The following is a 25,300-nucleotide window of genomic DNA, read 5'->3' as shown; positions in this document are numbered from 1 at the left end:
CCTTATGCTTTAGGCTCAATCTGGCAAAGTAATGGATGACCTTGCGATCGAGCGTAATTATTAACAAGGTTTGCCTTAGTTTCCGCGATGTCTCTTGGATAGACTCCGGCAATACCTTTACCTTCATAGTGTACTGTTAGCATTACTTGAGTTGCTTGGTCAAGATTCATTGCAAAGTATTGTTGTAAAATTTCAATTACAAAGTCCATTGGAGTGTAATCGTCATTCATTAATACGACTGCATATAATGGGGGACGCTTGAGTTCAGGAGGAGCTGTTTGTACAACAACCTCTCCATCATGATCTTCGTTTTGCGAATCACTTAAGCGTGGGTGGAAGTGCCAATCGACATAGCCAGACTGCTGAAAAGAAGCCTTGATATCTTTTAAGTTTGTTTGACGCTTATTTGTTCGCATAGGATGTTACTATTGTGAATTTGCTTCAGCTTGAGGAATTTCTGCCACGAAAGCAGAAGATGTTTCGACAGGTTTACCACGCTGCCAACTAAAACGTTTAATAATCGGTGTATCAGAACCACCAGTTAAACGTACCTCAATAAATTGAGGCGTGAAACCTTTAGGCATTGTCCAGCGACCTGTTAAACGTTCAAAGTCAGTAAAGTTGAAGTTCTTCGCTTCAAGCGGTACGACTAAAACTTCAGTATCTTTGATCAATCTGATTTCAACCGATCCTAAAGCACGACGCTTACTTGGACTTACTTGAACTAAATCTAGTTGATATTCATAAGCATTTTCAGGCAAAGGCTTAATTGCCAGATTTTGGATTGTTAAGCTCAAACCACCACGTTGTCTCAAAATCTCACGATAGATATTACTCATACCTTCTTGCTGAGTCTTATCGGCATTCGCTTGATTAAGCGCTTCAAACAAATCATTTGCATTCGTCACAGCCACATCACGCTCTTGCACCGCTGCATTAAGGCTTTTGTTAACCGCATCTAAGGCTGTTTTTTGCTTTTGCACCACTTCAACCAATTGCTCCGCATCTGCATCGTAACCAACAACAGTTAAACCTTGACGGTGCCCAATTGTATAGCCGAGTGCAAAACAACCACTCATTAAAATAGCAGCACCAATAAACAAAGGCTTATTGGTGTTTAAAAATTTTTTCTTTTGCAACGAACTTTCTGCTGAAGTCGTCTGTCCAGAGTTTTGCATCGTCATCTCAGTGTTCAAGATCAGAGTCAAGACACACATTTAAATCGAAATTTAAATGTGTGTGAAGCAAAAAAGAGTTTTTTATGGTAATAAACCAATCCCTTGTAAGCCTTCATCTTCATTAAAGCCAAACATCAGGTTCATATTTTGTACAGCCTGACCTGATGCACCTTTTACAAGGTTATCTTGAGCCGCCAAAATAATCAGTTTATTTGGTTGTGGTTTATATAATGCAATACGAAGTTCATTCGCACCGCGTACACTACGTGTTTCAGGTGAACTATTTGCAGGCATAACATCTACGAATTTTTCATTAGCATAGAAGTTTTCATACAAAGCTTGTAAGTCTGTCTGCTTACCAGCTTCTGTCAAATCTACATAAATTGTACTCAGCATACCGCGAATCATAGGTACTAGATGCGGAACAAATAAGAGTCCATCAAACCCGCCCTTTTGTCCTGCAATATTTTCTAAGGCTTCTACAATTTCTGGATGGTGACGATGACCTGCAACACCATATGCTTTAAAGTTATCAGCGTTTTCACTATAAATCATGCCCAAGCTTGCTTTACGGCCAGCACCCGAAACACCAGACTTCGCATCAATAATAATATTTTTGGTTTCAATGAGTGCTTGTGCTGATTTTAATAGTGGCGCTAAACCTAATTGAACAGTCGTCGGATAGCAACCAGGGTTACCAATAACTTGAGCTTGTTTAATTTTTTCACGGTTTAACTCAGTTAGACCATATACAGAATCTTTTAGTACATCTGGGCAAGCATGCTCCATACCATACCATTTTTCAAATTGTTCAAGATCTTGTAAGCGAAAGTCTGCTGCTAAATCAATAACTTTAGTTCCAGCTGCAATTAAATCTTTGGCATGTTGCATGGCAACACCATGTGGTGTTGCAAAAAATACAACATCACACTCTTTTAATACATCAATGTTTAAATCTGAAAATTGAAGATCTGTATGTCCACGTAAATTAGGGAACATATCTGCAACTGGTTTGCCCGCTTCTGTACGTGAAGTAAGAACTCGAACCTGCGCTTTAGGATGTCGTAATAAAATACGTAATAGTTCAACGCCTGTATAACCCGTTCCACCAACAATTCCGACAGAAATCACGTGCATTACCTCAATTTTTGAATCTATACTTGTGCAGTAGTATGACAGGATGTCCAAGCTTACAAAACCATTTCATGCTTGGTAATTTTAATTTTTTTAATTTTAGCGACAATCAGATAGCACTTACTGGACTGTCATAACCACATAAATATCAGCAAATAAATACCAGATTAATTTTTGGAGAGCTAGGATGCTTCATCAATCAAAAGAAACAAAATTACGCACATACCTTGGCTTGAGCACATTCATTTTAAGTGTAGCCCTTACTGGTTGCGGAGGTGGAGGTAGTAGTGGAGGCAGTTCACCCACTACACCAACGCCCGTTGACCCTACACCTGAAGCAACAACTGATGTTACTTTAAAAACCCCTGTAGAAATGCGTAATATCCAGCTTAAAGTATATGACAACACCAACAACGCTGTTCTAGTGGATACTTCAATTGCGAGTTTAAATAGCTTTAATGTCAAAATTCCTACTGCAAAATTGAATCGTTTATATCGCGTAGAAATTACAACTCAAAGCTCATCTCAAGTGTTTGACCCCATTACTCCACAAAACCAAAATTTGTCAGGTATTTATCATGCATTTATTACACCAAACAGTGTAAGTGGCAGAATCCAATTCATTAGCCCAAGCAGTGAAGCAGTTTATCAACGAGCTGTCATACGTTCGGGACAACTCCCTCAAGAAACGGTTGACCCAACCCGTATTGAGCAATTACATGTGGATTTAGCTTCTCAAGATGTCTACAAATCGTTAATGAATGCGTTTAAAGATGGTGACATTCCAAGTTTAAGTCCAGCTAATTCCCTTCTGAATTTAACTTTGTTGCGATACTCAACTACTAAACCTAGTACATATGTAGATAGTTATCTTAGCTTTAGTTACTTACAATATTGGTCAACGATTCATGGCGGAGCAAACACCTACCAAGAACTTGTTAAAAGTTTAGCAACTGATTTAAAAGATGGCTTTTTGGATGGGAAAAAACTTCATGGGGATCAAACATCCTTCACTCCTATTTTCACACCTGCTCCAGATAATATTGATCCACTAAAAAATACGCTGTTAGATATTGCAGCTAATCAAAAAGTAACGCGCGATTACTTTGGAACCAACCTAAAAGCATCTACTTTGCAATTGGCTCAGGCTAATTCACAACAGTCTTTAGATCAGACGGGTTATGAACTTCTACAAAAAAAACAATATACAGGAATTGTTCCTACTGTAAATTCAACAACATTCATTCGCATTGACGGTGCTGGAGATTACCGTAGAGCTGTTGGGTTTACCACCACAGCGACGTGTAATGGATCAACCTACCCATGCAAACAAGGCTTAACCAGCATCAACCTATCAGATCCAAACCTACCAGCTACAGACTATTTAGTGGGTCACTATGAAGACACCTCAACTGGATGTCAGCTTAATTTTCGTGCGAACGGTCAAATCGACTTGAGTAAAGGCTCACAAATTTATCGTGCTGCTTTAAGTGCTGATAGTACCGATAATTTATTGCAAACAGATGCTGCCAGCTCAAGTTATTTACTCAATTCAAGTTCAGCCGAACCAAATAACACGACGCAACAATACAACTTTATCCAATTATCTATTAAAGCAAATAAAATTATTAGTGCTAAAGCAGGCTTAGATAGCCGAAAAGCACCCGATAGTTTACAAACACCTCAACTAGAATGTACCTTTAGTTAAGCTGAAACATACCACCATGCAGGCAATGGATTTGATTTAAGTTGTCTGCGGTGTTTTTGAAAATATGGATCGTATTTTTCAACTTCTGCCCAAAATGCAGGACTATGGTCAAAATGTTTAGTATGCGCCAACTCATGAATAGCCACATAGCGAGCAATTTCATGTGACATAAGCACCAGTCCTGCATGTAGCATAATATTATGCTGACTACTACAACTTCCCCATCGAGTTTTCGGGCGACGAATTGTACACTCCCTATAAGCCAAATGAGTGTGCTCACTTAATTCTTTCAAAAGCTCTGGTAATTCTTGTTTCGCATAGGCAATAACTGCGTTTTGCAATGCCAAATATGGCTGTGTGTCTTTAATAAATAAAGAATTGTTTTCCCAGTCGAATTGAAAAACACGATGCTGCTTTTGAACAACGACTTGAAATGGCTGTTCTTTATTAAAGAAATAAATTTCTGAAGGAATATCAATAGATGCCGATTGGACGTTTTGTTGCTTATTCCATGTCTCGGTTAACCATTGTTCAGATTGTGCTAAAAAATGCTGAATTTGTTTTTTACTACAAAATAAAGGAACCGTAAGACGGATTGAAGCAGGCTCAACACGTAAGCGCAATTTTCGTGCTCTTACGTGTCGAACGATTTTAATCTCTGGCATTTTTGCAGACATTACTGTGCTGTACGCTCTTCAATACCATTATTCGTTGCAACAATTGCAATCGTTGCAGGATTTAAGGCGAAAATACCGTTAGTTACCACACCAGGAATATTGTTAATTGTTTTTTCCAGTTCAATAGCATTTAAAATATTAAGATTGAAAACATCCAAAATAACATTCCCGTTATCTGTAACTACACCCTCACGATAAACTGGGTCACCACCTAAACTTACCAATTTACGAGCTACAGCCGAACGCGCCATTGGAATAACTTCTACTGGAAGTGGAAAATCACGTCCAAGTTGATCAACCCATTTTGAATCATCAACAATACACACAAACTTCTTAGCAATTGATGCAACAATTTTCTCACGTGTTAATGCAGCACCGCCACCTTTAATCATATGCATATGACGGTCGATCTCATCTGCACCATCAACATAAGCATCTAGGCTACCTACATGGTTCATATCAACCACTTCAATACCAAGTTTTTTAAGACGATCAGCAGTTGCTTGAGAACTTGCCACAGCTGCTTCTAATTGTAATTCTGGGAGTAAATCAATTAGAAAATTTACGGTACTTCCAGTCCCAACACCCAAAATGCCACCTTTGGGTAAGTGTTTTAAAGCAGCTTTCGCAGCAGCTTGTTTCTTTTCATCTTGGGTTGCATATAGGCTCATTACATCACTCAACTATTTTTTGACATTTATGCGCCAATAAACGGCGCAAATGCACAAGGGTTTGCTACAATAATTTCCTATTTTAAACTGTTATAGGGAAGATGAACATGCTGTCTCGTGTGGTACGACAAATTTTACAAGCAACGGTTTATGATGTTGCAATTGAAACACCTCTCGAAGCAGCTCCACGAATTAGTCAAAAATTAAACAATACAATTCGTTTTAAGCGTGAAGATTTACAACCCGTTTTTTCTTTTAAATTACGCGGTGCCTATAACCGTATTAGTCAATTACCAAAAGAACAACTTGAACGCGGAGTAATTTGCGCCTCTGCTGGTAACCATGCTCAAGGCGTAGCTTTGTCAGGACAAAGATTAGGAATTCCCGCTATTATTGTTATGCCAAGCACAACACCTGACATTAAAGTTCAGGCTGTTAAACGCTTAGGTGGTCAAGTCGTATTACATGGCGATAGCTTTGATATCGCAAATAAATATGCTCAACAACGTGCAGAAGTTGAAGGTCTTGTATTTATTCCACCTTATGACGATGAACTTGTCATTGCAGGTCAAGGCACAATTGCCAATGAAATTTTACGTCAATGGCGTGATGTAGAGTACGTGTTTGTTGCCGTAGGTGGCGGTGGCCTTATTTCAGGCGTAGCAGCTTACCTTGGAGAAGTTGCACCGCATGTAAAAGTTATTGGAGTTGAATATGAAGAGTCTGCTTGTTTAAAGGCGGCTTTAGAAGCAAATGAACGTGTAATTTTGCCACATGTAGGCCTATTTGCAGATGGTACAGCTGTTGCCCAAATTGGTGCTTTACCATTTGATATTATTCGTTTGCGCAAATCTGATAACTCAGGCCCGATTGTTGATCCTGATATTGTCACTGTAAATACAGATGAAATCTGTGCAGCAATTAAAGACACATTTGATGAAAACCGCAGCATTGTTGAACCTTCTGGCGCAATGGCTTTAGCGGGTATCAAAAAATATATTCACGAACATAAAATCATTAATAAAAATATGGTGTCGATTGTTTGCGGCGCCAATATGAATTTTGACCGCTTGCGTTATATTGCTGAACGTACTGAGTTAGGTGAGCAACGCGAAGCGATTTATGCGGTTACCCTATCTGAAGAAAAAGGTGCATTCTTAGGCTTCTGCCGTGCTTTACAAGGCCGCAATATCACTGAGTTTAACTACCGAGCAAACAATACAAAGGAAGCACAAGTATTCGTCGGTATTAGTTTAAAAGGTGGAGATGCAGAGCGCCATGAAATTTTGGAACAATTAAAACAGCAAAATTACATTGTAGATGACCTTTCTGACGATGAAGTTGCCAAATTACATATTCGTTATTTAATTGGTGGTCATGCAAATTTAGATGATGAAAGATTGTTCCGTGTTGAGTTCCCTGAACGTCCAGGCGCCCTCTTAACATTCTTAACTCGTTTAGGTCCAACTCACAACATTACCCTCTTCCATTATCGTAACCATGGTGCAGCAGAAGGTCGTGTTTTAGTTGGCTTACAAGCAACCGATGCTAAACAAAACCCTGATGGATTGATTGAGACACTCGAGCAGATTAATTATCCGTATGCAGAAATTACTGATAATGTTGGCTATAAACGTTTCTTGAAATAATCTTTAGTTTTGATGAGGAAGCCGACATAGTTGTCGGCTTTTTTATACAATATTTTTATATTTCTAGCATATTTACATTGCTTCTCTTTATCTTAAAGAAAATATCCTTAAAAATAATGATCTAACTCGGAAAAAAGGACCAACATGGCACAGTTTGCAGTCATTGGCTTAGGTAGTTTTGGAGCCACAGTTGCTCAAGAGCTCACAAAATTGAATCATGATGTTATTGGCATCGATACGGTAAAAAAGAATGTCGAAAATCTTGCCGACGTTTTAACTCATGCCGTCATTGCCGATGCTACTGACGAACATGTGCTTGATGAATTAAACATTCAGAACTGTGATGCGGTCGTTGTTGCAATTGGTGAAGATATTGAAGCCAGTATTTTGTGTGTATTGAACTTAAAAAATCTGGGAATTGATAAAATTTGGGTAAAAGCAAAAACCAAAGCTCATCACACGATTTTGTCACACCTTAATATCAATAAGATTATTCATCCTGAAGAAGATATGGGGGTAAGAGTTGCTCAAGCTCTGAACTACCCTATGGTAAGCCGCTATATGTCTTTAGAAGATGATCACTACATTATCAAAATTGAAATCCCAGATAAGCTTAACGGCATCAATTTATATGGCATTATGCAGCAAGCGCCTCAAGTCAAAACATTGCTCGTGAAAAGAAAGCAGCAAATTTTGTTTGAGACTGAAGAAAATTTCACTTTGCAAACACATGATATTCTTATTTTAGAAGGTCATTTATCACAGTTAAAGAAACTTTCTAATTGCTTCTTATAAGAAAACGAACTCTAGAATATGTCTATATATCACAAGACTCATAAAACGTTAAATTTAAGCCCTCCTTCACTTTTAGCGCTAGGGTTTTTAGGCTTTATTACTTTTGGCACTTTATTGCTTAAATTGCCATTTGCGAATACAGGCAATGTCAGTTGGATGGATGCGCTTTTTACAGCCACCTCCGCAGTTACAATTACCGGTCTATCTGTTTTAAATATTCATGAATCTTTTACCCTCTTTGGGCAAACTATTATTTTATTACTGATCCAGTCTGGCGGTTTGGGATTTATGACTTTTGCAATATTGGCAGCATTAAGTTTGTCACCAAAAGTTGGTCTTAAACAGCAAATGATGGCTCAAGATAGTCTCGGGCAAACAAGCCTATCAAAAGTTACCTTTGTTGCTAAAGGAGTTGTCACCTATACCCTTATTTTTGAGCTGATTGGTACAGTTATTCTTACCGCTGCTTTTACACCAACATACGGGTTTGCGCGTGGTTTATATTATGCAGTTTTTTATAGCATTTCCTCATTCAACAATGCTGGTTTTTCATTATTTTCCAATAGTTTAATGAATTTCCAAAGTAACTATATTATTTGTATAACCATTAGCATCCTTTACACTTTAGGTGGTCTTGGTTTTTTAGTACTCATGGATATTAAGCAAAACAAAAGATGGAAAAAACTAACGCCAAATAGCAAGCTTATTCTGACAACCATTGCAATTATAAACCTAGTTGCCTTTATTTTAATATGGGCTTTAGAAGCTCAAAATCCCGCGACTTTAGGGATGTTAAACTCAGGTGAACAAGCATTAAACGCTTGGTTTCAGGCAACAGTCCCTCGTTCCTCAGGTTTTAATACCATTGATACAGGTGCAATGACCAACAGTAGCTCACTACTAATGATGTTATTGATGTTTATTGGTGGTGGCTCACTGAGTACAGCGGGTGGAATCAAAGTTGGAACCTTTGTCATTTTAGTACTTAGTGTAATTTCATTTTTACGCCGTACAGATGAAATTAGAATATTTAACCACTCTGTATCTCATGAAACGACCTATAAAGCATTAGCGGTGACTGCTATTACAAGCATCCTTATCTTCATGGGCTTCTTTATTCTTTTACTTTTAGAGCCTAAAGCAGATTTTATGAATTTGCTTTTTGAGGTTGTTTCAGCAGCATGTACAGTGGGCCTCTCTCGTGGAATCACACCAGATTTACATAATGGTAGTTTATTCATTTTAAGCCTACTCATGTTTGCTGGACGACTTGGACCATTAACACTTGCCTACTTAATTGCCACTCCTAAAAAGAGTCGACTTAAACACCCTCAAGCCAACATTCAAATTGGATAATAAAAAAGCCGCTTTAAAAGCGGCTTTTCTTAAGCGTCTTAGTACCAATTCAAGAGCGATACACCCAAACCAGCATAAGTTGCTCGATGGTTATAATCAATCAAGCTTTCACCATAACCATTAAACAACTGGAAATGTCCGCGTAACTTGCCACTGATTGGAAAAGCCCAATCAAATTGCACAGCACCATGAGAGTCATCACCACCTTTCAATGAATGACGCAGCATTAAAGAGAAGTCATTCTGCTTCCACTTATAAAACGCTGTTAAATCACCACGACCAATGTAATCTTCCATATCCGGGTTATTATCATCTTTACTATCTTCTTCAAGACGAATCCATGGACGAAGCATTAAAGCAAAATTACCACGCTCCAATCCAACATTAAAAATTACACGGTTCCAGCTACGAGATAATGGATCTGAACGACCATTTGACTGATGGTTTAAGGTAACTCCAAGCAAACGCCCATCTAAACCAAGCAACTCGTAGTTCGTTCTAAACATTAAACTTGCTTCTGGCTCATAGTTCGTTTCACGGAATGGGCGAGATTCTTCAGCATTGAACGTCTGCCAACGTGAAGATTGCGTATACCCTACCCACAAATCACCATTATTTCCAAAAATATTTTCCCAAGCTTTGGTTTTCAAAGAAATCTGAAACTTACTTTCTGTTGATTTCAGATTCTGAGCATCCGTTACAGTGTTATTTGGATTTGGACTACTCGGGAATTCATTCTTGTCACTGGTCCAAAATACAGGTAGTAAATAGACTGGTTGATAAGCACGAATATTCCAAACACCTAGCTTACTTTTTTCAGATAATTCCCAACGTTGATCTAGCAAAGAAGTAGTAGGTTCAAGTGTAGGTGCTTTACCAATCACTTTAATATTACTAACTGTATCTACCACCTTCTCTTTAAATGTTTCTGGTTGAACAGCGGGCTGATCGATTTTTTTAACAGGCTCAGGTACTACAGCGGCTTGCACAACAGGTAGAGCTGCTGGTTTAAATACAGAGTCGTAACAAGCCAGACGATCGGCATTCGAAGCAAGAGCAACACATGCATCAACTGTGGCGGGGTTTGCTGGAGCTAAGGTATCAGCATATGTTACAGACGCACATAAACAGCTAAGCACGATTCCCATGCTTAGCTGTAAAGATGTGCGTTCAAATTGTTTGAACGCCATGTTCAATCTCCAATTTTTATTTTAATTAACTTGTTGAATGGTAAAACCTAATTGCTGCAATTCATCACGTTTAGCAAATGGCGCAACTACAGCTTTTACAGGAGTTTGCTCTACTAAATATTGACGAGCAACACGTTTTAAATCATCCAATGTTACATGCAACAATCTTTCACGCAAAGTACGGCGGAAAGCTGGTGTTCTCGCATGCAACAATGCATAACAGGCTGTAATCGCTTCACCTGCTGGAGAGCCTGGTTTATCCATACTTGCCACTAAACCAAGAATTGCCTCTTCAAGCTGATGAGGTTGTTGCTCTGTATTTAATAACCATTGCACACTCGCTTCAAAGTCTTTAAACGTCTCTGCTAAACGTGGGTCACGGTAACTGAAGAAACGGAATGAGCATGCATTTCCATCATAACTAGCACCGCCGCCATAAGCACCACCTTTTTCACGGATAGCACTGTGCAAGAATCCGTTACGTAAATAAGCTGCCAATACCATTAATGGAGCCGCATCTGGATGTGATACTTCTACGGCTTGATATGCAGACGCACAGAATTGAACGTTTGCCTGAATTAACCATGCTTCATGATTATTATCATTAGCTTGTTCTACTTGAGTTAACTCAGTTGTAGCTGTATCAACATTCAACTTATCCCAAACATTCTGGATTTCTTCAACCAAACGTTCAGATTGATGTTCTTCGCACACTAGTAAGAACTGTTTAGGTGCTTGCAACAACTTACTATGAATACGTTTTAATTCTGCAATCAGCTCATCGTAAGCAGCATCATCTTGGGTAATTTTAGTAACAAGCTCACCCAACCAGTTCAATGCACCTAAACCCGTGTTTTGATAGTCACGTTGAGCCAAGGCACTCATGTTACGAGAAGCAATCTGCATCGCATAGCTATGACCTGAACCAGATAAACGAGATTGCCAACGTGTTTTACGTTGTTGCAGTAACTCGATAATTCGTTCTTTCTCATCAAATCGAAGCTGTTCAAATGCTAATTTTAATAAATGAATTGCATCAAATTTCTGAGTCAACGATTTAGTCGTTAAAGTTAACCAAGCACTAATTTTATCTTTATCATCAACTTTGCTACGTAAAGAGGCACCCATTCCTAAACCACCACTTACAGCGGTTTGTAAGTTTTGTAGTTCAAGATAGCCATATTCGCCTGCACCTACTTCACCCATCAAAATAGAAAGCAAATTGAAATAAGGCGACTTCACAATATCTTCAGGAATCTGAATGAGTACTTGTTGATAGTAAATACCGTTAGTACCAGCATGGTACAAGTTCAACGGCGTATCCATACGATTACAAATAATTTCGCGTAACTGACCTTGTACAATATGCAAATCAGCAGGTACATCTTCCAAGCCTACTTTTGGCAATAACTCAAGGTTATCAGGCGTATCCTGACGTTCCTCTAGAGCCTTGGTTTTAGCAATGATTTCAGCCTTATCAGCATCTGTTAGTTTTTCACCAATAGCCGCTAAACGAGCTTTTTCCGCTTCCTGCTCTTTTACAGACTTGGTCGGGTCTGGAACTAAAGTCATTTGTACGCGATGAGGGTTGTCGAGCAAATGTGTTTGAATCAGATTTGATAACCACATTGGGTCTTTCAACTCTTCTTTAACTTGTGCAATTGCGCTGTCAACATCCCAAATTTGGATTGGATCATTATGGTGAATCGCACCACTTAAGCCATTTAAAATTAGACTTAAACCATAAGGTGTGCCGTCACCATTAATTTCACGTTGATGTAACTCGATTTGATGCAAAATTGCATCGACTAAATTACTGTCAATTGGTTTAGCAGCAACATCACGCAGAATATTTAAAACACCATCTCTAAAGCTTTGCGCATGTTCAGGATTTGAACCTTGAACACCACAGTAGAAAGTCATTTCAAAATTACTATCGTCTACGCCCATTAATGGACCTGTAGATTGAGCATAACCACAAGTTTCTAAGTAATGACGAAGTGGCGAAGCCGAATTTTCTAATAAAATCCCTTCGACTAAACGCATTCCTAAACGCAATTTAATGTCATTTGCTTCTGGTAATAACCAAGATAGAACATGATAAGTTTTATCTTTTAAATCATCACTATCAACACCGTAGTTCTCTGTTACTTCAATTGGTGCAGCTAAACGTTTTTCAGGCTTAGAGTATAAAGTTGTTCCCGCAGAAAACTTGTGTAGAGCTAGTTTTTCAAATTGCTCTTGTAATTCATATGCTGTCTGATTACCAAAGGTCATGAATACAGCATTACTTGGATGGTAATGTACTTTATAAAAATCGACTAACTGCTCATACGTTAAATCAGGAATATCTTTCGGGTCACCGCCTGAGTTGTAATGGTAAGTCGTTTCAGGAAATAAATGATGGGCCAACTGATGATAAAGTTGGTCAGACGGCGCACTCATCGCACCTTTCATTTCATTAAAAACAACACCTTTATAAACAGGTTGACCATTTTCCAGTTCAATACGAATACCTTCTTGAGCAAAATCAAGTGGATTCAAATTGGCAGCAAATGCCGCATCAAGATAAACAGAAAGTAAGTTTTGAAAATCTTTTTTGTTTTGAGTAGCGAATGGATATGCTGTCCAATCTGCTGCGGTAAATGCGTTCATAAAAGTATTTAAAGAACGACGAATCATTAAAAAGAATGGATCACGTACCGGAAACTTTTCAGATCCACACAAAGCCGTATGTTCTAAAATATGTGCCGTGCCTTTAGAGTCCATAGGCTGGGTTCTAAAAGCAACAAGAAATACATTTTCATCATAATCAGTTGCCAAGTGATAATGCACCGCACCTGTGACTTTATGCTTATATTCAGACACTAAAATATCTAATGCTTCTACATGGTGCTGACGTAGCAACTGAAACGCAGGGTGAACAGTTTGAGAAATGGTTTCAGTGACATCTACAGTCATGTGATCTCCTAACATATCGGATAAGTGAATAAGTCTCATTATAGCCTGAGTCAGCTTGAGATTGGCGAACAAAAGCCAAGTAAAATACTATGTTTTTGTTGAGTATTAGTTTTCATTGGCACAGCTTTGATATCAAACACATAGCCATGAATGTTTTATCCTAACAGAACAAAAGCTTTTAATTCTATGTATATGATAGACATTGAATTAAAAAGCTTATCAATTTTATCTTAACGAGCTATTTTCGAATCTAAAGAATATTCACACAACAATATTTTTCCACTAATTTTTGATTTAACTGAATTTTATTCAACAAACTACAGCAAATCCAAGCAATGGTGTAAACTTAGCAACCTGATTTTTTTATTTTGTGACAACACATATGGCAACTGTAGATCTTTTTGCAATTGGTAATGCATTAATCGACCAAGAATTTAAAGTGTCTGATGATTTTCTTAGTCAACAAGGTTTGCAAAAAGGCACCATGCAGTTGTCCGATGGCGACACTCAATCTGCTCTTTATGCAGAGTTAAAACAGCATCAAGATTACAAAGGTCAAGCAAGTGGTGGTTCTGCTGCGAATACTACTGTAGCCTTTAGTGCATTAGGTGGAAGTGCTTTTTATGGTTGCCGCGTTGGTAACGATGATTTGGGTTCAATTTATCTGCAAGGTTTAAATGAAGCTGGCATCCAAACCACTCCAAAGTCAATTAGTGAAGGTGTAACAGGCACCTGCATGGTACTCATTAGTCCTGACTCTGAACGTACGATGCATACCTATTTGGGCATCACTGCTGAACTTTCTCAAGATCAAATCGATTTTGAACCGTTAAAAACAGCAAAATGGCTTTATATTGAAGGTTATCTTTCTACAAGTGAAACAGCGCGCAAAGCTGTAAAACAGGCCAGAGAAATTGCAAAAGCAAATGGCGTTAAGATTGCTTTATCTCTTTCAGATCCTGCCATGGTGCAATACGCTCGCGAAGGCTTAGAAGAACTTATGGATGATGGAGTAGATTTACTATTTTGTAATGAACAAGAAGCCTTAATGTATACAAATACAATAACTGTAGAAGACGCTCTTGCTCAATTACGTTTTAAAAATCATACAGTAGTCATTACACAAAGTGCTAAAGGTGCTTTAGTTTCCAACTCTACTCAACATTTCCATGTGGCAGGCCGTCATGTAGAAGCCGTTGATACAAATGGTGCTGGCGATGCATTTGCAGGCGCATTCCTATACGCCCTAAACCATCATCAAGATTTGAATGCTGCTGCACAGTTAGCAGTCTTAATTTCTAGTGAAGTTGTTTCTCAATTTGGCCCACGTTTAGCGATTAATGATTATGCTAAACTTCTTGAAAATTTTCAGAAGGAATGTGCTTGAAATGGAAAGGATCTGTATGACGGAAGAAGTTCCTGAGCGTGAAGCTAGAGCTTTTGACACTTTACAAGGAACTACTATTTTCATTACGCAACGTGATGGCGCATTCTATGCTTATCAAAACTTATGCCCTCACTTGCAAACAGAGCTTGAATATTTAGAAAATCAATTTCTTGATCAAGACCAAGAGTATATTCAATGTTCTACCCATGGTGCTCTATTCACTGTGGAAACAGGCGAATGTATCTCAGGACCATGTTTAGGTGATTTTTTAAATAAAGTTGAGATTAAAGTACATTCAGATGGCGGTATCTATATCGTAGACTGAAGCGATCAACATTAGAGTTTCTGCCATGGCTGATTTCTTTTTCAATTATTATCTTATGCCATTTCACTTAAGTGTAGTGGCTTTGATATTACTCAGCGTGGTAGAAACCATTGGTATGTATATTGGACTTCGTCCAAGTCAATTACTCAAAAAAATTGCGCCTGTTTGGCTTTCTAACTCACCACTACTTAATGTTAAATTTTCTAAAGCTTTAATTTTCGTTTTTTTACTCATCAATTTCAGTTTTGCAGGTTATTTTTTACAACTCTCTTTCTTTGCAATCCAGCATTATTTTATTTCACCTTTTTATTTAATCGTCCCAGCTCTTGTCATTGCAATCTTTTTTACTGTATTCATGATTCACTGCCTTGACCAAGTAATTAAACCAAAGCTTACTCATACAAACTATAATCTTTTAGGACGACTAGCGACAGTTTCCAGTGGTAATGCTAGACCTGGATTTTCTGCCCAAGCGCGAGTGCGTGATGAATTCGGCCAGCTCCATTATGTTCAAGTCGAACCAGAATACGGCGAACTCGAATTATACTCTCAAGTTATCCTTGTCAGAGTGCATAAAAGCCATTATGTAGCCAAGAAAATTTCTGTATCAAACGATCTTTTCGCCCCCGATTAAATTCTCACTACTATTCTATTTAATTACTGCTTATAGCAGGCTTTATTACGCCTATATTTTATTATTTTCTTTTTAATTATTTATTATTCCAACTATTTTAGTTTGGAACATAATTTATAAATATAATATACAACCATTTTGGTTGGTATTAAATTAAAACAAACCATTTTAATCAACTTAATATTTTTATTTACAAGTGTTTTAGTAGGATTTAATAATCAATTCAAACTACTTTAGTATGGTATTTATTTTAAAATATTAAGTTATTGTTTTATATAAATTAATTATTTAAATATTCATTTAAAATATATTTAATGTTTATTTTTATTATATTTTGATTAATAATAAAATTAATATCAAATGAGGTTTAATTTATGAGCCTTAATTTTAAAAATCTTAATGGTCGTTTAGTTAAAGAAATCACTATTATTCTAATAATAAAAATAGTGCTTCTCTTAACGATCAAACATATTTGGTTTGATGCTCCCACCATCCCCAAAAATTTTGACAATCAGATCGCCGAGCATATTGCTGGCGATAACATTTCCCACATTAAGGAGACACGTTGATGATTTCTGAAAGCGTGGTTGATCTTTCGCGGTTTCAATTTGCGATGACCGCAATGTATCACTTTCTTTTCGTCCCTTTAACTCTAGGTTTGGCATTTATCCTTGCCATCATGGAAACCACTTATGTCATTTCTGGTAAAGAAATTTACAAAGATATGACTAAATTTTGGGGAAAATTATTTGGTATTAACTTTGCTTTAGGGGTAACAACTGGCTTAACAATGGAGTTCCAATTTGGAACAAACTGGGCTTATTACTCACACTATGTAGGTGATATTTTTGGTGCTCCATTAGCAATTGAAGGCCTTATGGCATTCTTCCTCGAGTCTACATTTATTGGTTTATTCTTCTTCGGATGGGACCGTTTAAGTAAGGTTCAGCATCTAGGCGTAACATGGTTAGTCGCTCTCGGATCCAATATGTCAGCGCTTTGGATTTTAGTGGCGAATGGATGGATGCAGAACCCCGTAGGTGCTGCATTTAACTTTGAAACAATGCGTATGGAATTAGTTAATTTCGGCGCGCTTATCTTTAACCCTGTAGCTCAGGTGAAATTCGTACATACCGTTTCTGCGGGCTATGTAACTGGTGCAATTTTTGTACTTGCCATCTCAAGCTATTACTTACTTAAAAAACGTGATCTTCCTTTCGCACGCCGCTCTTTTGCAATTGCTGCCATTTTCGGTCTTGCATCTACACTTTCAGTGATTTTGTTAGGTGATGAATCTGGCTATGAGCTCGGTGATGTTCAAAAAACTAAACTCGCTGCGATCGAAGCCGAATGGGATACTCACCCTGCTCCTGCTCCGTTTACTTTGTTTGGTGTACCAAACCATGAAGAAATGCGGACAGATTACGCAGTTAAAATTCCATATGCATTAGGTTTAATTGCAACTCGTTCAACAACCAAAGAAGTTACTGGTCTTAAAGATCTCATGCAGCAGCACGAAGTTCGTATTCGCAACGGTATGCTTGCCTATGCCGAACTTGAAAAATTACGTGCAGGTGATCGCTCACCAGAGTTATTAGCCTCTTTTGAAAAAAATCAAAAAGATTTAGGTTATGGCCTACTTCTTAAGAAATATGCACCCAATGTAGTTGATGCAAGCGAGCAAAATATTAAATCTGCTGTAAAAGATACTGTTCCAAATGTTACAGCGCTATTTTTCTCTTTCCGCGCAATGGTTGCCTCAGGTTTCTTAATGCTATTACTTTTCATTTTAGCGACTTGGGCTGTAGCAAAAAGAAATGCTGAAAATAAACCTTGGCTCCTAAAATATGCATTGTTTGCTCTTCCGCTTCCTTGGATTGCTGCACAAACTGGTTGGTATGTAGCTGAAGGTGGTCGTCAACCGTGGTCTATTGGTGAAATTCTACCAACTCATCTCTCTACTTCTAGTTTAAGTACTGGTGACGTATGGGGTTCGATTATTGCACTAGCAGCGTTCTACACCGCTCTTTTGATTATTGAAATGTATTTAATGATCAAATTTGCTCGTTTAGGACCAAGCTCTCTACACACTGGCAAATATCATTTTGAAAAGCAAGAACCGAAAGCAGCTGTTAATGGGGAGGCCTTATCATGATTGAATATGAATTATTGAAAATCATTTGGTGGGTGTTAGTCGGTGTACTACTCATCGGCTTTGCTCTTACCGATGGCTTTGATATGGGGTCTATGGCTCTCATGCCTTTCGTTGGAAAAACCGATAGCGAACGCCGTGCTGCGATCAATACCATTGCCCCACACTGGGATGGTAATCAGGTCTGGTTTATTACGGCGGGAGGTGCACTATTCGCTGCATGGCCAATGGTTTACTCAGTCGCTTTCTCAGGCATGTACTGGGCACTTTTGTTAGTTCTATTTGCACTTTTCTTAAGACCTGTAGGTTTCGATTATCGCTCTAAACTTGAAAATACCAAATGGCGTAACTCTTGGGACTGGGGTCTGTGCATCGGTGGTGCTGTTCCAGCGCTTGTGTTTGGTGTGGCCTTCGGTAATTTGTTTTTAGGTATTCCTTTTAGTTTAGATAGCACTTTACGCTCTGAATATACAGGCAGCTTTTTTGCCCTTCTTAACCCCTTTGCTTTAGTTTGCGGTGTGGTAAGTCTGTCTATGCTGTGTGCACATGGCGGTGCATGGCTCATGCTCCGTACTGATGAAGCTTTAAAACAGCGCTCTGCCAAAGCCACTCAAATTATGGCAATTATCTTTTTAATTTGTTTCCTTGTAATTGGAGCATGGCTGTATTTTGGGCAAGTTCCAGGTTATAGCTATGCTGTTGCTATAGACCCAAATACTGCGCTTAACCCTTTAGCTAAAGAAGTGATTACCAATAGCAATCCTGGTTGGATGAACAATTACAGTACCTATCCAGTGACTAAAGTTGCCCCTGCTCTTGCCATCTTAGGTGCAATCATTGCAATTTTTGCATCTTCAAAAGTAAAAGCAGGCTTAAGTTTTACTGGTACAAGTTTAATGATTGTAGGAGCAATTTTAACTGCTGGTTTTGCCCTATTCCCATTCCTACTTCCATCTAGTATCAATCCTAACTCTAGCTTGACAATGTGGGATGCTGTATCAAGTCACCTTACTTTAGGCGTTATGACGGTTGCTGCCTGCATTTTTGTTCCTCTTATTTTGATCTATACCACTTGGTCTTATTACAAAATGTGGGGAGTCATCACTAATAAACATATCGAGTCAAACTCGCATAGCTTGTATTAAGGAGAAAACTATGTGGTATTTCGCATGGATCCTAGGCATTTTGATGGCATGTTTTGCGGGTGTACTCAGCGCGCTTTATATCGAACATCATCAAGATTTAGATGAGGAATAAATGATGGCAAAAGCAATGACAGCATCAAATCATCGAAAAGCTCAAGCATTTGCAATGGCCCTTTCTTTTCTGTTGGCATTGCCTCTTGCTGCAATTTTGTTGGTTTATCCTTCACTCATGCTAGATGCTAACGGGCACTACAATCATAGCCAGCTTATGCTGGTGATGATTGGTATTTCTGGTGGCTTTATTTACGGAGTGGGTTTCGTACCTAACTTCTGGTTATGGAAATGGCTATTTAGCCCGTGGGTGGCTTGGCCTCTCATGCTTTTAGGCTATTACATCTGGTTCCTAACCTAAATCAAAAAGACCTCATCTGAGGTCTTTTTTCATTTCAACCAATTTAATGGGGATCCTTGGCACCCCTACATTTGCTTCAACCGGATATGGCTGCTTATTACCCGTTTTCATATATCCACGTCTTTCATAATAAGCGATCAATTCAGAACGGATATCTAGCACATACATTAAGGCGCTGGTCAGATGGGGAACTTCTTTCAATGCATATTGCTCTGCATATTCTAAAACAGATCGACCCATTCTCATATTTTGAACTTGAGGATCAGTACAAAATGTTCCAATCTCAACCTGATTATTTTCAAATGTAAGCCCAATACAAGCAATAAGCTTGGAAGCAGAAGTTTCCGCTACCAATAATGTTAAATTCCTAAGTTGTAGTTGTTCTTCTAATTGAAACTCTGTAATACGTTGCCCTTCGACCCAATCAAGCTCTGTTGTCCAACTTCTATCTTGTTGTTCTCGATAGGACTTATTAATTAAAGCTACCAGTTGTGGAATATCAGAAAATTGAGCTAAACGGAAATTTAAATTATTCATAAAGTATACTTAGGCTATTTGTAAAAATTCTAAAAATAAAGCCGATATTAAATCGGCTTTATTTTAAATAGCAATTAATTAATTTGATTGTTCAGCTAACCATGCCATAAATTTTTGACGCTCAGCTTTAGAAGCTTTCTGCCAGGTTTCAACTAAACGTTGATCATTCGTTTGGGCTACACCCGTTACTGGCATAGATGTTGGAGCTGGTACAGCCACCTGAACAGAAGTAGGTTTAGCAGAGGCATACACTGCCTCAGGCTGCGATTTAGATGATTTAGTCGTAAAGTCAGTGACTTTTCCTAATAAACCCGTTGCAAACCATGGTTTTTCCTCATTGTTTGCACCAGTTTGTTGTACGATTAATTCATTATTTGCGCTGTACAAAGCCACAGTTGGTTGCTCAGCATATTTCTTTGCTTGTTCAAATTGCTTTGGTGCATCTACCATTCTGAGCTTATAAGTTTGCCCATCTTTGAGTACTGGAGTTTGAATTGTGACTACTCCAGATTTAACAATGTCATGCTCCCCGCTTAAATGTTCAAAGTATTCTTGATAGCGCACACTTAAGCTTGTTTCACCAGCATCGACTTTATAATTATTTTTAGATGAACGAAATAACCCAGAGTTGACTTCCTGACCATTCACTGCAAGGATTACAATTTCCTCTGGTGCTGTAATTGTAACTGCTGAAAATACCGAACCGCTGAGTAATAAGCCAATTGCAGCAACACCTAATCTTAAAGTCATCTGTCTCTTTCTCTGTGTTTGATAAGCTATTAAATCATGAGCAATATGCAATATGATTGTGACTATTTTATGACAAAGCAGTTATCGACTAATTTCTTGATTTATTATTTTGAAATATGCACTTGAATTTCATAAATTTTCATTTTATGTATTCCTCCTATTCATTCTAAAAACATAAAAAAAGCACCTAAAATAGGTGCTTTTTTAATTTCAATTAAATTAATTGAAAGTTTTAAAACGATCAGCATCATTAATAAATGCTTTTTCACCTGCTGGTGCTTCAACCGAACCAAATACTAATTGAGCACGTAATTTCCAAGTTGCAGGAACATCAAATGCTTCAGCTGCGTCTGCATCGACAATTGGGTTATAGTGCTGTAAAGAAGCACCTAAACCAAGCTCTGAAAGCGCAGTCCAAGTTGCAAATTGAGCAATTGCACTTGAGTGTTCAGACCATACTGGGAAGTTATCCGCATATAGTTCGAATTGCTCTTGTAAGCTTTTAACAACAGCTTGGTCTTCATAAAATAAAACCGTGCCAACACCCGCTACAAAGCTATCAATTTTTGCATTTGTACCAGCAAAAGCTTCTGCAGGAACAATTTTACGCAATGCTTCACGAACTAAATTCCAGAATTTAGCATGAGATTCACCGTATAGTGTCACTACACGTGAAGATTGTGAGTTAAAAGCTGAAGGACTATGTTTAACTGCTTCACGTATAGTTTCTTCAATTTTAGTGCGATCTAATGCAACGTTTTTACCAATTGCATAAATAGTACGACGGTTTTTAATTTTATCTAAGAAAGTAGACATTTTGTTATTTCCTACCTATTGATTTGACCAAGGGTCGTTGTTTGGGAATGAGTACAGTGTATTAAAGTCATTTTTCATAATCAGCATTAAAAATATGACAGTTCGTTTTATTTTCGCAACAATAATAAAAGATATACATATAAAAAAAGCTTCACGATTTAGTGAAGCTTTTTAGGGTTACCAATCAATTTACTTATCAGTTTCAAACAGCGCAGCAACAAAAGATTTAGCCGAGAATGGTCTTAAATCATCAATTTTTTCACCTACACCAATAAAACGAATTGGCACATGGGTGCGGCTTGCAATATTAAAGAGTACACCACCTTTAGCTGTTCCATCCAACTTGGTAATGGTAATACCCGTTAAACCTACAGCTTGATCAAACTCTTGTACTTGGTTAATCGCGTTTTGACCTGTTCCTGCATCTACCACCAACATAATTTCATGAGGTGCAGTTGCATCAATTTTCTGCATAACACGTTTAACTTTTTTGAGTTCTTCCATCAAGTTACTCTTATTATGTAAACGACCTGCCGTATCCGCAATTAATACATCAATTCCTTTAGCACGAGCACTTTCAAAGGCATCAAAAATAACAGAAGCACTATCAGCTCCATGACCTTGCGCTACTACAGAGATATCGTTACGTTCGCCCCAGATCTGTAATTGCTCAGTTGCTGCGGCGCGGAATGTGTCACCAGCAGCCAACATCACTTTTTTACCTTCACCTTGTAAACGTTTCGCCAACTTACCAATAGTTGTAGTTTTACCAACGCCATTTACCCCAACCATCAAAATCACATAAGGTGATTTGTTAGGGTCAATATGCAATGGTTTAACACGTGGGGCTAACAAAGCAACCAACTCTTCTTGTAACGCTTTATATAAAGAGTGAGAATAGATCAAATCACCACGAGCTGTACGCTCTGTCAAATTGGTAATGATGGTTTTTGTTGCTTCAACACCAATGTCTGCAACCAATAATTGCTCTTCGACTTCTTCAAGTAACTCATCGTCAATTTCCTTTCCGCCAATCAAGATATTGACCATACCATCAGCGAAATTACGACGAGTTTTGGTTAAGCCTTCTTTCATCCGGCCAAAAAAACCAGTTTTTGGTTGTTCAACCGGTGTTTCTGTAGAAGCCACTTCGTCTTTGGCTACTTCAATATTTTCTTGTGATTTAGCAGGAGATTCAACGATGGGAACATCGATAGCAGGTAAATTAGGTAATGTGACATCGTCATCACCGATCTCAGCATCTATCAAGAATTTATTTTGCATATTCGATTGTTGCTCCATGCGGATTCCTTGAAAAGCAGCGCGTTTAAAAAGATAAAGTTTAGCATAAATTCAAAATTTTGCCTGCCACAATAGTGCTCAAAAAGCTTTGGAAACCAAGATTTAGCCTGATTACCCTATTTACTGAGTATCTTCCTGAGCAAGTGCTGGATATTGTCTAATATGAGCACCTTCAAATTGATATGCATGCATTAACTTTAAATACTCTGCTCTATGAATTTCTGATTGAGCTATTAACAGCTCAGCCATATCCTGAGTTTTAGGATAAGTAGCTTGATGAGAGAGTTGTATAATTCGTTGATATTGTTCCGGACTAATAGGCCGAAGTAATGCTAAATATGACAGCACAAAAATACAGCCAATGACAATAACCACAAATAGGTTAAAACATTGATCAACTTTTAACTCAGACTTTAATTTAAGAAAATTTTGTTTGAATATGAGCATGACCTACCTCGAATTAGTGTAGTGTAGGGTTCAATACTCATAAGCACAAGATCAAACATCCAGTAAGGCCAAGAATCGTACCTTACTGGATCATAATACTTAGCTTATTAGTGAACGAATGACGGAAAAGTATAAAATTGCTGCAATAATCACCAAGACTAAAAACATCGCAAAAATACTTAAACCTTCTTCAGCATCGGCTGGATGCAGTTCGTCTTCGTCGGCAATTTTTCTCAGTTCACCATCATAAACTTGATAAAACCAGTTTTTTTGTGCAGGTTCCAAATGCCGTGCAAAGTCAAATACCCTTTTGCGCTGAGCAAGACAATAATCCCCTAAATGGATCTCTTGATGAAAGATCGCTTCGTCTAATAGCTTACGATGATAATGGGCTAGTTCTATGATTTGTTCCTCTCTAGGTGGAGTATCAAAAACAAAGCCATCGATAGTATTTGTCATATTTTATTCTCCTTGTCTTTTATTCTCATATTGATTTTACTCAAAATTATTTGTGAATAATGTTTAATCATGTATCCTAATAGTGAATTAACTGGTATGCACCAATAGTTGACAAATCCATTAATTTGTAATATTAGTTTAATAATTCTAAGTTAAATTAATTTAAAGGCAGCGGCCTTTAGAAAAAGTAATCATAATTACAATAAGGAGTTTTCTATGATTCAACGTATCTCTCATCATGATTTAGAACATGTGTACGCAACTGCAGTAAACACAATTCACTCTCAAATGAATTTTCAGGATGCAGTTGCACAGTTAGAAGAAGTTGCTCGCGCTGGGCACGGTAAAGCTGCTCTGTTTTTAGCAGAATTGTATTATCAAGGTTTCCGTGTTGAACGTGACTCACTTAAAGCACAATATTGGCAAAAGTTAGCCACAATGCAAGCATAAAGAAACGTCACCTAGGTGGCGTTTTTTTACGTCTGTAAATAAGTAAAACTAGCAATTTATCTAAAACTTTAGCCACTTTAAGTAAAGGATCTGAATTTCACAGCTGGAATATTTGTTTACGATTTGATACCTGTTTAAACTGAAATGTCATCTGATTTTTTTATAATAAGCAAGACAAGTTAGAACCTTTAAATTCACAATGAAAAGTTTAAGTAATCTACAACCGGTTTCAAGAGACTTGATGATTAAGATTTATATTTTAAGAACCATGATGTATTGCGGGGTTCTTTGGGGATTATTTCATCAAGGATGGGCAATTAAATCAGATCAGGAAGACTTTATTTTTCCTTTTTGGCTTAATGGCTTACAGGCACATCGCTACGCAAAAGAGCATTGGCCACATTACAAACCAAGAAGAATTACACCTAAAGATTTCCATGAGTCTTTACTACCAACATTAACTCGACTCAACGTTACTCCTGCTTTGTTTAATTCATCTCATAGAAAATTAAAGTTATCTACTCAGCAAATGCAGCATTTCTTTTTCAAACATCCGAATTGGCAAGGAGCGTAAACTTTTCTTTAGGTTCTTAATCTCTATTAGAATGCTTTTTGAACGCTTGAGTGTGAAACTTGTATTTAATGACTATCCAGTCTTTGCATTTTTATAAAATCAAGCTAATTTAAAACAAAATGATAAAACACAGGACAGAAGAAATGACAATCGTTGCACAAGTAATCAAGAACAAAGCAGAGCAAGATATTTTTACAATTTCTCCAGAAGCCACTGTCCTTGAAGCAATTAAGATTATGGCGGATAAAGGAATTGGTGCGCTTGTCGTAGCTGAGGGTGAAAAAGTTGTCGGAATTTTGTCTGAACGTGACTACACACGAAAAGTAACGCTTATGGAACGTTCATCATATAGCACTACCGTTGCTGAAATTATGACATCTAAAGTGCTTACAGTAAGCCTAAACAATACAGTTGAAGAGTGCTTACAGCTTATGACAGATCGTCACTTACGCCACTTACCTGTATTAGACAATGAAAAACTAGTTGGATTTATTTCTATTGGCGACTTAGTAAAAGCTGCGATGGAAGATCAGAAAAATCTCATTGAACAATTAAAACAGTACATCTCTGGTTAATTATTTCATATAAAAA

28 protein-coding genes are annotated in these 25,300 nt (G+C 37.8%); 15 read left to right on the top strand and 13 right to left on the bottom strand.

From position 1 onward, the window contains the following. Window positions 1-2: 2 nt before the first annotated feature. The 3 genes from clpS to argC all read right to left on the bottom strand — a co-directional run bounded on the left by clpS (window position 3) and on the right by argC (window position 2,315). On the bottom strand, window positions 3-416 hold the full coding sequence (gene clpS, locus HMPREF0013_RS06090) for an ATP-dependent Clp protease adapter ClpS (protein WP_002121129.1): 414 nt from the start codon (window positions 414-416) through the stop codon (window positions 3-5). A gap of 9 nt (window positions 417-425) precedes the next feature. Further along, a complete protein-coding gene (locus HMPREF0013_RS06085; RefSeq protein ID WP_014206946.1) occupies window positions 426-1,184 on the bottom strand; it encodes a DUF6776 family protein in 759 nt (252 codons plus the stop codon). A gap of 75 nt (window positions 1,185-1,259) precedes the next feature. Beyond that, window positions 1,260-2,315 (bottom strand): N-acetyl-gamma-glutamyl-phosphate reductase, encoded by a 1,056-nt coding sequence (gene argC, locus HMPREF0013_RS06080; RefSeq protein WP_014206947.1) that lies wholly within the window; start codon window positions 2,313-2,315, stop codon window positions 1,260-1,262. 184 nt (window positions 2,316-2,499) lie between these two features. Here argC and HMPREF0013_RS06075 point away from each other — a divergent pair, with 184 nt between their 5' ends. Then, window positions 2,500-4,020 (top strand): hypothetical protein, encoded by a 1,521-nt coding sequence (locus HMPREF0013_RS06075; protein ID WP_005802090.1) that lies wholly within the window; start codon window positions 2,500-2,502, stop codon window positions 4,018-4,020. Here HMPREF0013_RS06075 and HMPREF0013_RS06070 read toward each other — a convergent pair. Next, window positions 4,017-4,697, bottom strand: a complete 681-nt coding sequence (locus HMPREF0013_RS06070) for a SprT family zinc-dependent metalloprotease (protein ID WP_002120938.1) — start codon at window positions 4,695-4,697, stop codon at window positions 4,017-4,019. The genes HMPREF0013_RS06075 and HMPREF0013_RS06070 overlap by 4 nt on opposite strands. Then, window positions 4,697-5,368 (bottom strand): ribose-5-phosphate isomerase RpiA, encoded by a 672-nt coding sequence (gene rpiA, locus HMPREF0013_RS06065; protein ID WP_002046900.1) that lies wholly within the window; start codon window positions 5,366-5,368, stop codon window positions 4,697-4,699. The genes HMPREF0013_RS06070 and rpiA overlap by 1 nt, the downstream gene beginning before the upstream one ends. 101 nt (window positions 5,369-5,469) lie before the next feature. Here rpiA and ilvA point away from each other — a divergent pair, with 101 nt between their 5' ends. The 3 genes from ilvA to HMPREF0013_RS06050 all read left to right on the top strand — a co-directional run bounded on the left by ilvA (window position 5,470) and on the right by HMPREF0013_RS06050 (window position 9,168). Further along, window positions 5,470-7,017 carry a threonine ammonia-lyase, biosynthetic gene (gene ilvA, locus HMPREF0013_RS06060; protein ID WP_170825825.1) on the top strand — a complete coding sequence of 516 codons (1,548 nt, stop codon included), beginning with the start codon at window positions 5,470-5,472 and terminating at the stop codon, window positions 7,015-7,017. Window positions 7,018-7,161: 144 nt separating this feature from the next. Continuing rightward, entirely contained in the window at window positions 7,162-7,812 is a 651-nt protein-coding gene (locus HMPREF0013_RS06055; RefSeq protein ID WP_002120900.1) for a potassium channel family protein, read from the top strand. An 18-nt stretch (window positions 7,813-7,830) separates the two neighbouring features. Further along, window positions 7,831-9,168, top strand: a complete 1,338-nt coding sequence (locus tag HMPREF0013_RS06050; RefSeq protein ID WP_002121098.1) for a TrkH family potassium uptake protein — start codon at window positions 7,831-7,833, stop codon at window positions 9,166-9,168. Between the two features lie 38 nt (window positions 9,169-9,206). Here the strand turns inward: HMPREF0013_RS06050 and HMPREF0013_RS06045 are convergent, their stop codons facing one another. Next, window positions 9,207-10,358, bottom strand: coding sequence for a phospholipase A (locus tag HMPREF0013_RS06045; protein ID WP_002120916.1), 1,152 nt, complete (start codon window positions 10,356-10,358; stop codon window positions 9,207-9,209). Between the two features lie 21 nt (window positions 10,359-10,379). Beyond that, window positions 10,380-13,319 (bottom strand): insulinase family protein, encoded by a 2,940-nt coding sequence (locus tag HMPREF0013_RS06040; protein WP_002120972.1) that lies wholly within the window; start codon window positions 13,317-13,319, stop codon window positions 10,380-10,382. 382 nt (window positions 13,320-13,701) lie between these two features. Here HMPREF0013_RS06040 and HMPREF0013_RS06035 point away from each other — a divergent pair, with 382 nt between their 5' ends. From HMPREF0013_RS06035 to HMPREF0013_RS06005, 8 genes are all read left to right on the top strand, one after another. Continuing rightward, on the top strand, window positions 13,702-14,706 hold the full coding sequence (locus HMPREF0013_RS06035) for an adenosine kinase (RefSeq protein WP_002121123.1): 1,005 nt from the start codon (window positions 13,702-13,704) through the stop codon (window positions 14,704-14,706). Between the two features lie 16 nt (window positions 14,707-14,722). Further along, the gene (locus HMPREF0013_RS06030; RefSeq protein WP_002121079.1) at window positions 14,723-15,031 is read left to right on the top strand and encodes a Rieske (2Fe-2S) protein; all 309 of its coding nucleotides are present in this window, start codon (window positions 14,723-14,725) and stop codon (window positions 15,029-15,031) included. A 25-nt stretch (window positions 15,032-15,056) separates the two neighbouring features. Beyond that, window positions 15,057-15,665, top strand: coding sequence for an OB-fold-containig protein (locus HMPREF0013_RS06025; RefSeq protein ID WP_002121106.1), 609 nt, complete (start codon window positions 15,057-15,059; stop codon window positions 15,663-15,665). Window positions 15,666-16,039: 374 nt separating this feature from the next. After that, on the top strand, window positions 16,040-16,234 hold the full coding sequence (cydP, locus tag HMPREF0013_RS06020) for a cytochrome oxidase putative small subunit CydP (protein WP_005802087.1): 195 nt from the start codon (window positions 16,040-16,042) through the stop codon (window positions 16,232-16,234). Continuing rightward, complete coding sequence (locus HMPREF0013_RS06015) at window positions 16,234-17,820, top strand: cytochrome ubiquinol oxidase subunit I (RefSeq protein WP_002120902.1); 1,587 nt, start codon at window positions 16,234-16,236, stop codon at window positions 17,818-17,820. The genes cydP and HMPREF0013_RS06015 overlap by 1 nt, the downstream gene beginning before the upstream one ends. After that, a complete protein-coding gene (gene cydB, locus HMPREF0013_RS06010) occupies window positions 17,817-18,962 on the top strand; it encodes a cytochrome d ubiquinol oxidase subunit II (RefSeq protein ID WP_002120959.1) in 1,146 nt (381 codons plus the stop codon). Before HMPREF0013_RS06015 ends, cydB begins: the two co-directional genes overlap by 4 nt. 10 nt (window positions 18,963-18,972) lie before the next feature. Beyond that, a complete protein-coding gene (cydX, locus tag HMPREF0013_RS0105015) occupies window positions 18,973-19,074 on the top strand; it encodes a cytochrome bd-I oxidase subunit CydX (protein ID WP_002120988.1) in 102 nt (33 codons plus the stop codon). Next, on the top strand, window positions 19,075-19,374 hold the full coding sequence (locus HMPREF0013_RS06005) for a cyd operon YbgE family protein (RefSeq protein ID WP_004791954.1): 300 nt from the start codon (window positions 19,075-19,077) through the stop codon (window positions 19,372-19,374). It abuts the gene before it with no gap. A 12-nt stretch (window positions 19,375-19,386) separates the two neighbouring features. On the opposite strand, the gene HMPREF0013_RS06000 is transcribed toward HMPREF0013_RS06005, so the two are convergent. The 6 genes from HMPREF0013_RS06000 to HMPREF0013_RS05975 all read right to left on the bottom strand — a co-directional run bounded on the left by HMPREF0013_RS06000 (window position 19,387) and on the right by HMPREF0013_RS05975 (window position 23,685). Beyond that, window positions 19,387-19,911, bottom strand: coding sequence for a GNAT family N-acetyltransferase (locus HMPREF0013_RS06000; RefSeq protein WP_002121103.1), 525 nt, complete (start codon window positions 19,909-19,911; stop codon window positions 19,387-19,389). Window positions 19,912-19,989: 78 nt separating this feature from the next. Then, window positions 19,990-20,661 carry a DUF2057 domain-containing protein gene (locus HMPREF0013_RS05995; protein ID WP_005802085.1) on the bottom strand — a complete coding sequence of 224 codons (672 nt, stop codon included), beginning with the start codon at window positions 20,659-20,661 and terminating at the stop codon, window positions 19,990-19,992. Window positions 20,662-20,880: 219 nt separating this feature from the next. Beyond that, the gene (locus tag HMPREF0013_RS05990; RefSeq protein ID WP_002121011.1) at window positions 20,881-21,477 is read right to left on the bottom strand and encodes a nitroreductase family protein; all 597 of its coding nucleotides are present in this window, start codon (window positions 21,475-21,477) and stop codon (window positions 20,881-20,883) included. 189 nt (window positions 21,478-21,666) lie between these two features. Continuing rightward, entirely contained in the window at window positions 21,667-22,779 is a 1,113-nt protein-coding gene (gene ftsY / locus HMPREF0013_RS05985) for a signal recognition particle-docking protein FtsY (protein WP_002121114.1), read from the bottom strand. 120 nt (window positions 22,780-22,899) lie between these two features. Further along, the gene (locus tag HMPREF0013_RS05980; RefSeq protein WP_002120920.1) at window positions 22,900-23,226 is read right to left on the bottom strand and encodes a hypothetical protein; all 327 of its coding nucleotides are present in this window, start codon (window positions 23,224-23,226) and stop codon (window positions 22,900-22,902) included. 99 nt (window positions 23,227-23,325) lie between these two features. Beyond that, on the bottom strand, window positions 23,326-23,685 hold the full coding sequence (locus tag HMPREF0013_RS05975) for a hypothetical protein (protein ID WP_002120892.1): 360 nt from the start codon (window positions 23,683-23,685) through the stop codon (window positions 23,326-23,328). A gap of 216 nt (window positions 23,686-23,901) precedes the next feature. On the opposite strand from HMPREF0013_RS05975, the gene HMPREF0013_RS05970 reads away from it, so the two are divergent. From HMPREF0013_RS05970 to HMPREF0013_RS05960, 3 genes are all read left to right on the top strand, one after another. Beyond that, on the top strand, window positions 23,902-24,135 hold the full coding sequence (locus tag HMPREF0013_RS05970) for a hypothetical protein (protein WP_002121063.1): 234 nt from the start codon (window positions 23,902-23,904) through the stop codon (window positions 24,133-24,135). Window positions 24,136-24,334: 199 nt separating this feature from the next. Further along, window positions 24,335-24,709, top strand: a complete 375-nt coding sequence (locus tag HMPREF0013_RS05965; protein ID WP_005802084.1) for a DUF2750 domain-containing protein — start codon at window positions 24,335-24,337, stop codon at window positions 24,707-24,709. Between the two features lie 143 nt (window positions 24,710-24,852). Further along, on the top strand, window positions 24,853-25,284 hold the full coding sequence (locus tag HMPREF0013_RS05960; RefSeq protein WP_002121094.1) for a CBS domain-containing protein: 432 nt from the start codon (window positions 24,853-24,855) through the stop codon (window positions 25,282-25,284). Window positions 25,285-25,300: the final 16 nt, after the last annotated feature.

It is taken from the genome of Acinetobacter sp. SH024, assembly GCF_000163635.1.
GTDB lineage: Bacteria > Pseudomonadota > Gammaproteobacteria > Pseudomonadales > Moraxellaceae > Acinetobacter > Acinetobacter pittii.
This window is presented reverse-complemented; position numbering and strand designations above follow the sequence as displayed.

What these genes read in the sequence shown, in the direction of transcription:
- cydB (WP_002120959.1), top strand. Translation starts at nt 17,817, where the DNA reads ATGATTGAATATGAATTATTGAAAATCATTTGGTGGGTGTTAGTCGGT.
- clpS (WP_002121129.1), bottom strand. Translation starts at nt 416, where the DNA reads ATGCGAACAAATAAGCGTCAAACAAACTTAAAAGATATCAAGGCTTCT.
- HMPREF0013_RS06015 (WP_002120902.1), top strand. Translation starts at nt 16,234, where the DNA reads ATGATTTCTGAAAGCGTGGTTGATCTTTCGCGGTTTCAATTTGCGATG.
- HMPREF0013_RS06000 (WP_002121103.1), bottom strand. Translation starts at nt 19,911, where the DNA reads ATGAATAATTTAAATTTCCGTTTAGCTCAATTTTCTGATATTCCACAA.
- HMPREF0013_RS06045 (WP_002120916.1), bottom strand. Translation starts at nt 10,358, where the DNA reads ATGGCGTTCAAACAATTTGAACGCACATCTTTACAGCTAAGCATGGGA.
- cydP (WP_005802087.1), top strand. Translation starts at nt 16,040, where the DNA reads ATGAGCCTTAATTTTAAAAATCTTAATGGTCGTTTAGTTAAAGAAATC.
- HMPREF0013_RS05990 (WP_002121011.1), bottom strand. Translation starts at nt 21,477, where the DNA reads ATGTCTACTTTCTTAGATAAAATTAAAAACCGTCGTACTATTTATGCA.
- argC (WP_014206947.1), bottom strand. Translation starts at nt 2,315, where the DNA reads ATGCACGTGATTTCTGTCGGAATTGTTGGTGGAACGGGTTATACAGGC.
- HMPREF0013_RS05965 (WP_005802084.1), top strand. Translation starts at nt 24,335, where the DNA reads ATGAAAAGTTTAAGTAATCTACAACCGGTTTCAAGAGACTTGATGATT.
- HMPREF0013_RS06055 (WP_002120900.1), top strand. Translation starts at nt 7,162, where the DNA reads ATGGCACAGTTTGCAGTCATTGGCTTAGGTAGTTTTGGAGCCACAGTT.
- HMPREF0013_RS06070 (WP_002120938.1), bottom strand. Translation starts at nt 4,697, where the DNA reads ATGTCTGCAAAAATGCCAGAGATTAAAATCGTTCGACACGTAAGAGCA.
- HMPREF0013_RS06005 (WP_004791954.1), top strand. Translation starts at nt 19,075, where the DNA reads ATGATGGCAAAAGCAATGACAGCATCAAATCATCGAAAAGCTCAAGCA.
- HMPREF0013_RS05980 (WP_002120920.1), bottom strand. Translation starts at nt 23,226, where the DNA reads ATGCTCATATTCAAACAAAATTTTCTTAAATTAAAGTCTGAGTTAAAA.
- HMPREF0013_RS05970 (WP_002121063.1), top strand. Translation starts at nt 23,902, where the DNA reads ATGATTCAACGTATCTCTCATCATGATTTAGAACATGTGTACGCAACT.
- ftsY (WP_002121114.1), bottom strand. Translation starts at nt 22,779, where the DNA reads ATGGAGCAACAATCGAATATGCAAAATAAATTCTTGATAGATGCTGAG.
- ilvA (WP_170825825.1), top strand. Translation starts at nt 5,470, where the DNA reads ATGAACATGCTGTCTCGTGTGGTACGACAAATTTTACAAGCAACGGTT.
- cydX (WP_002120988.1), top strand. Translation starts at nt 18,973, where the DNA reads ATGTGGTATTTCGCATGGATCCTAGGCATTTTGATGGCATGTTTTGCG.
- HMPREF0013_RS06050 (WP_002121098.1), top strand. Translation starts at nt 7,831, where the DNA reads ATGTCTATATATCACAAGACTCATAAAACGTTAAATTTAAGCCCTCCT.
- HMPREF0013_RS05975 (WP_002120892.1), bottom strand. Translation starts at nt 23,685, where the DNA reads ATGACAAATACTATCGATGGCTTTGTTTTTGATACTCCACCTAGAGAG.
- rpiA (WP_002046900.1), bottom strand. Translation starts at nt 5,368, where the DNA reads ATGAGCCTATATGCAACCCAAGATGAAAAGAAACAAGCTGCTGCGAAA.
- HMPREF0013_RS05960 (WP_002121094.1), top strand. Translation starts at nt 24,853, where the DNA reads ATGACAATCGTTGCACAAGTAATCAAGAACAAAGCAGAGCAAGATATT.
- HMPREF0013_RS06035 (WP_002121123.1), top strand. Translation starts at nt 13,702, where the DNA reads ATGGCAACTGTAGATCTTTTTGCAATTGGTAATGCATTAATCGACCAA.
- HMPREF0013_RS06025 (WP_002121106.1), top strand. Translation starts at nt 15,057, where the DNA reads ATGGCTGATTTCTTTTTCAATTATTATCTTATGCCATTTCACTTAAGT.
- HMPREF0013_RS06030 (WP_002121079.1), top strand. Translation starts at nt 14,723, where the DNA reads ATGACGGAAGAAGTTCCTGAGCGTGAAGCTAGAGCTTTTGACACTTTA.
- HMPREF0013_RS06085 (WP_014206946.1), bottom strand. Translation starts at nt 1,184, where the DNA reads ATGACGATGCAAAACTCTGGACAGACGACTTCAGCAGAAAGTTCGTTG.
- HMPREF0013_RS06075 (WP_005802090.1), top strand. Translation starts at nt 2,500, where the DNA reads ATGCTTCATCAATCAAAAGAAACAAAATTACGCACATACCTTGGCTTG.
- HMPREF0013_RS06040 (WP_002120972.1), bottom strand. Translation starts at nt 13,319, where the DNA reads ATGACTGTAGATGTCACTGAAACCATTTCTCAAACTGTTCACCCTGCG.
- HMPREF0013_RS05995 (WP_005802085.1), bottom strand. Translation starts at nt 20,661, where the DNA reads ATGACTTTAAGATTAGGTGTTGCTGCAATTGGCTTATTACTCAGCGGT.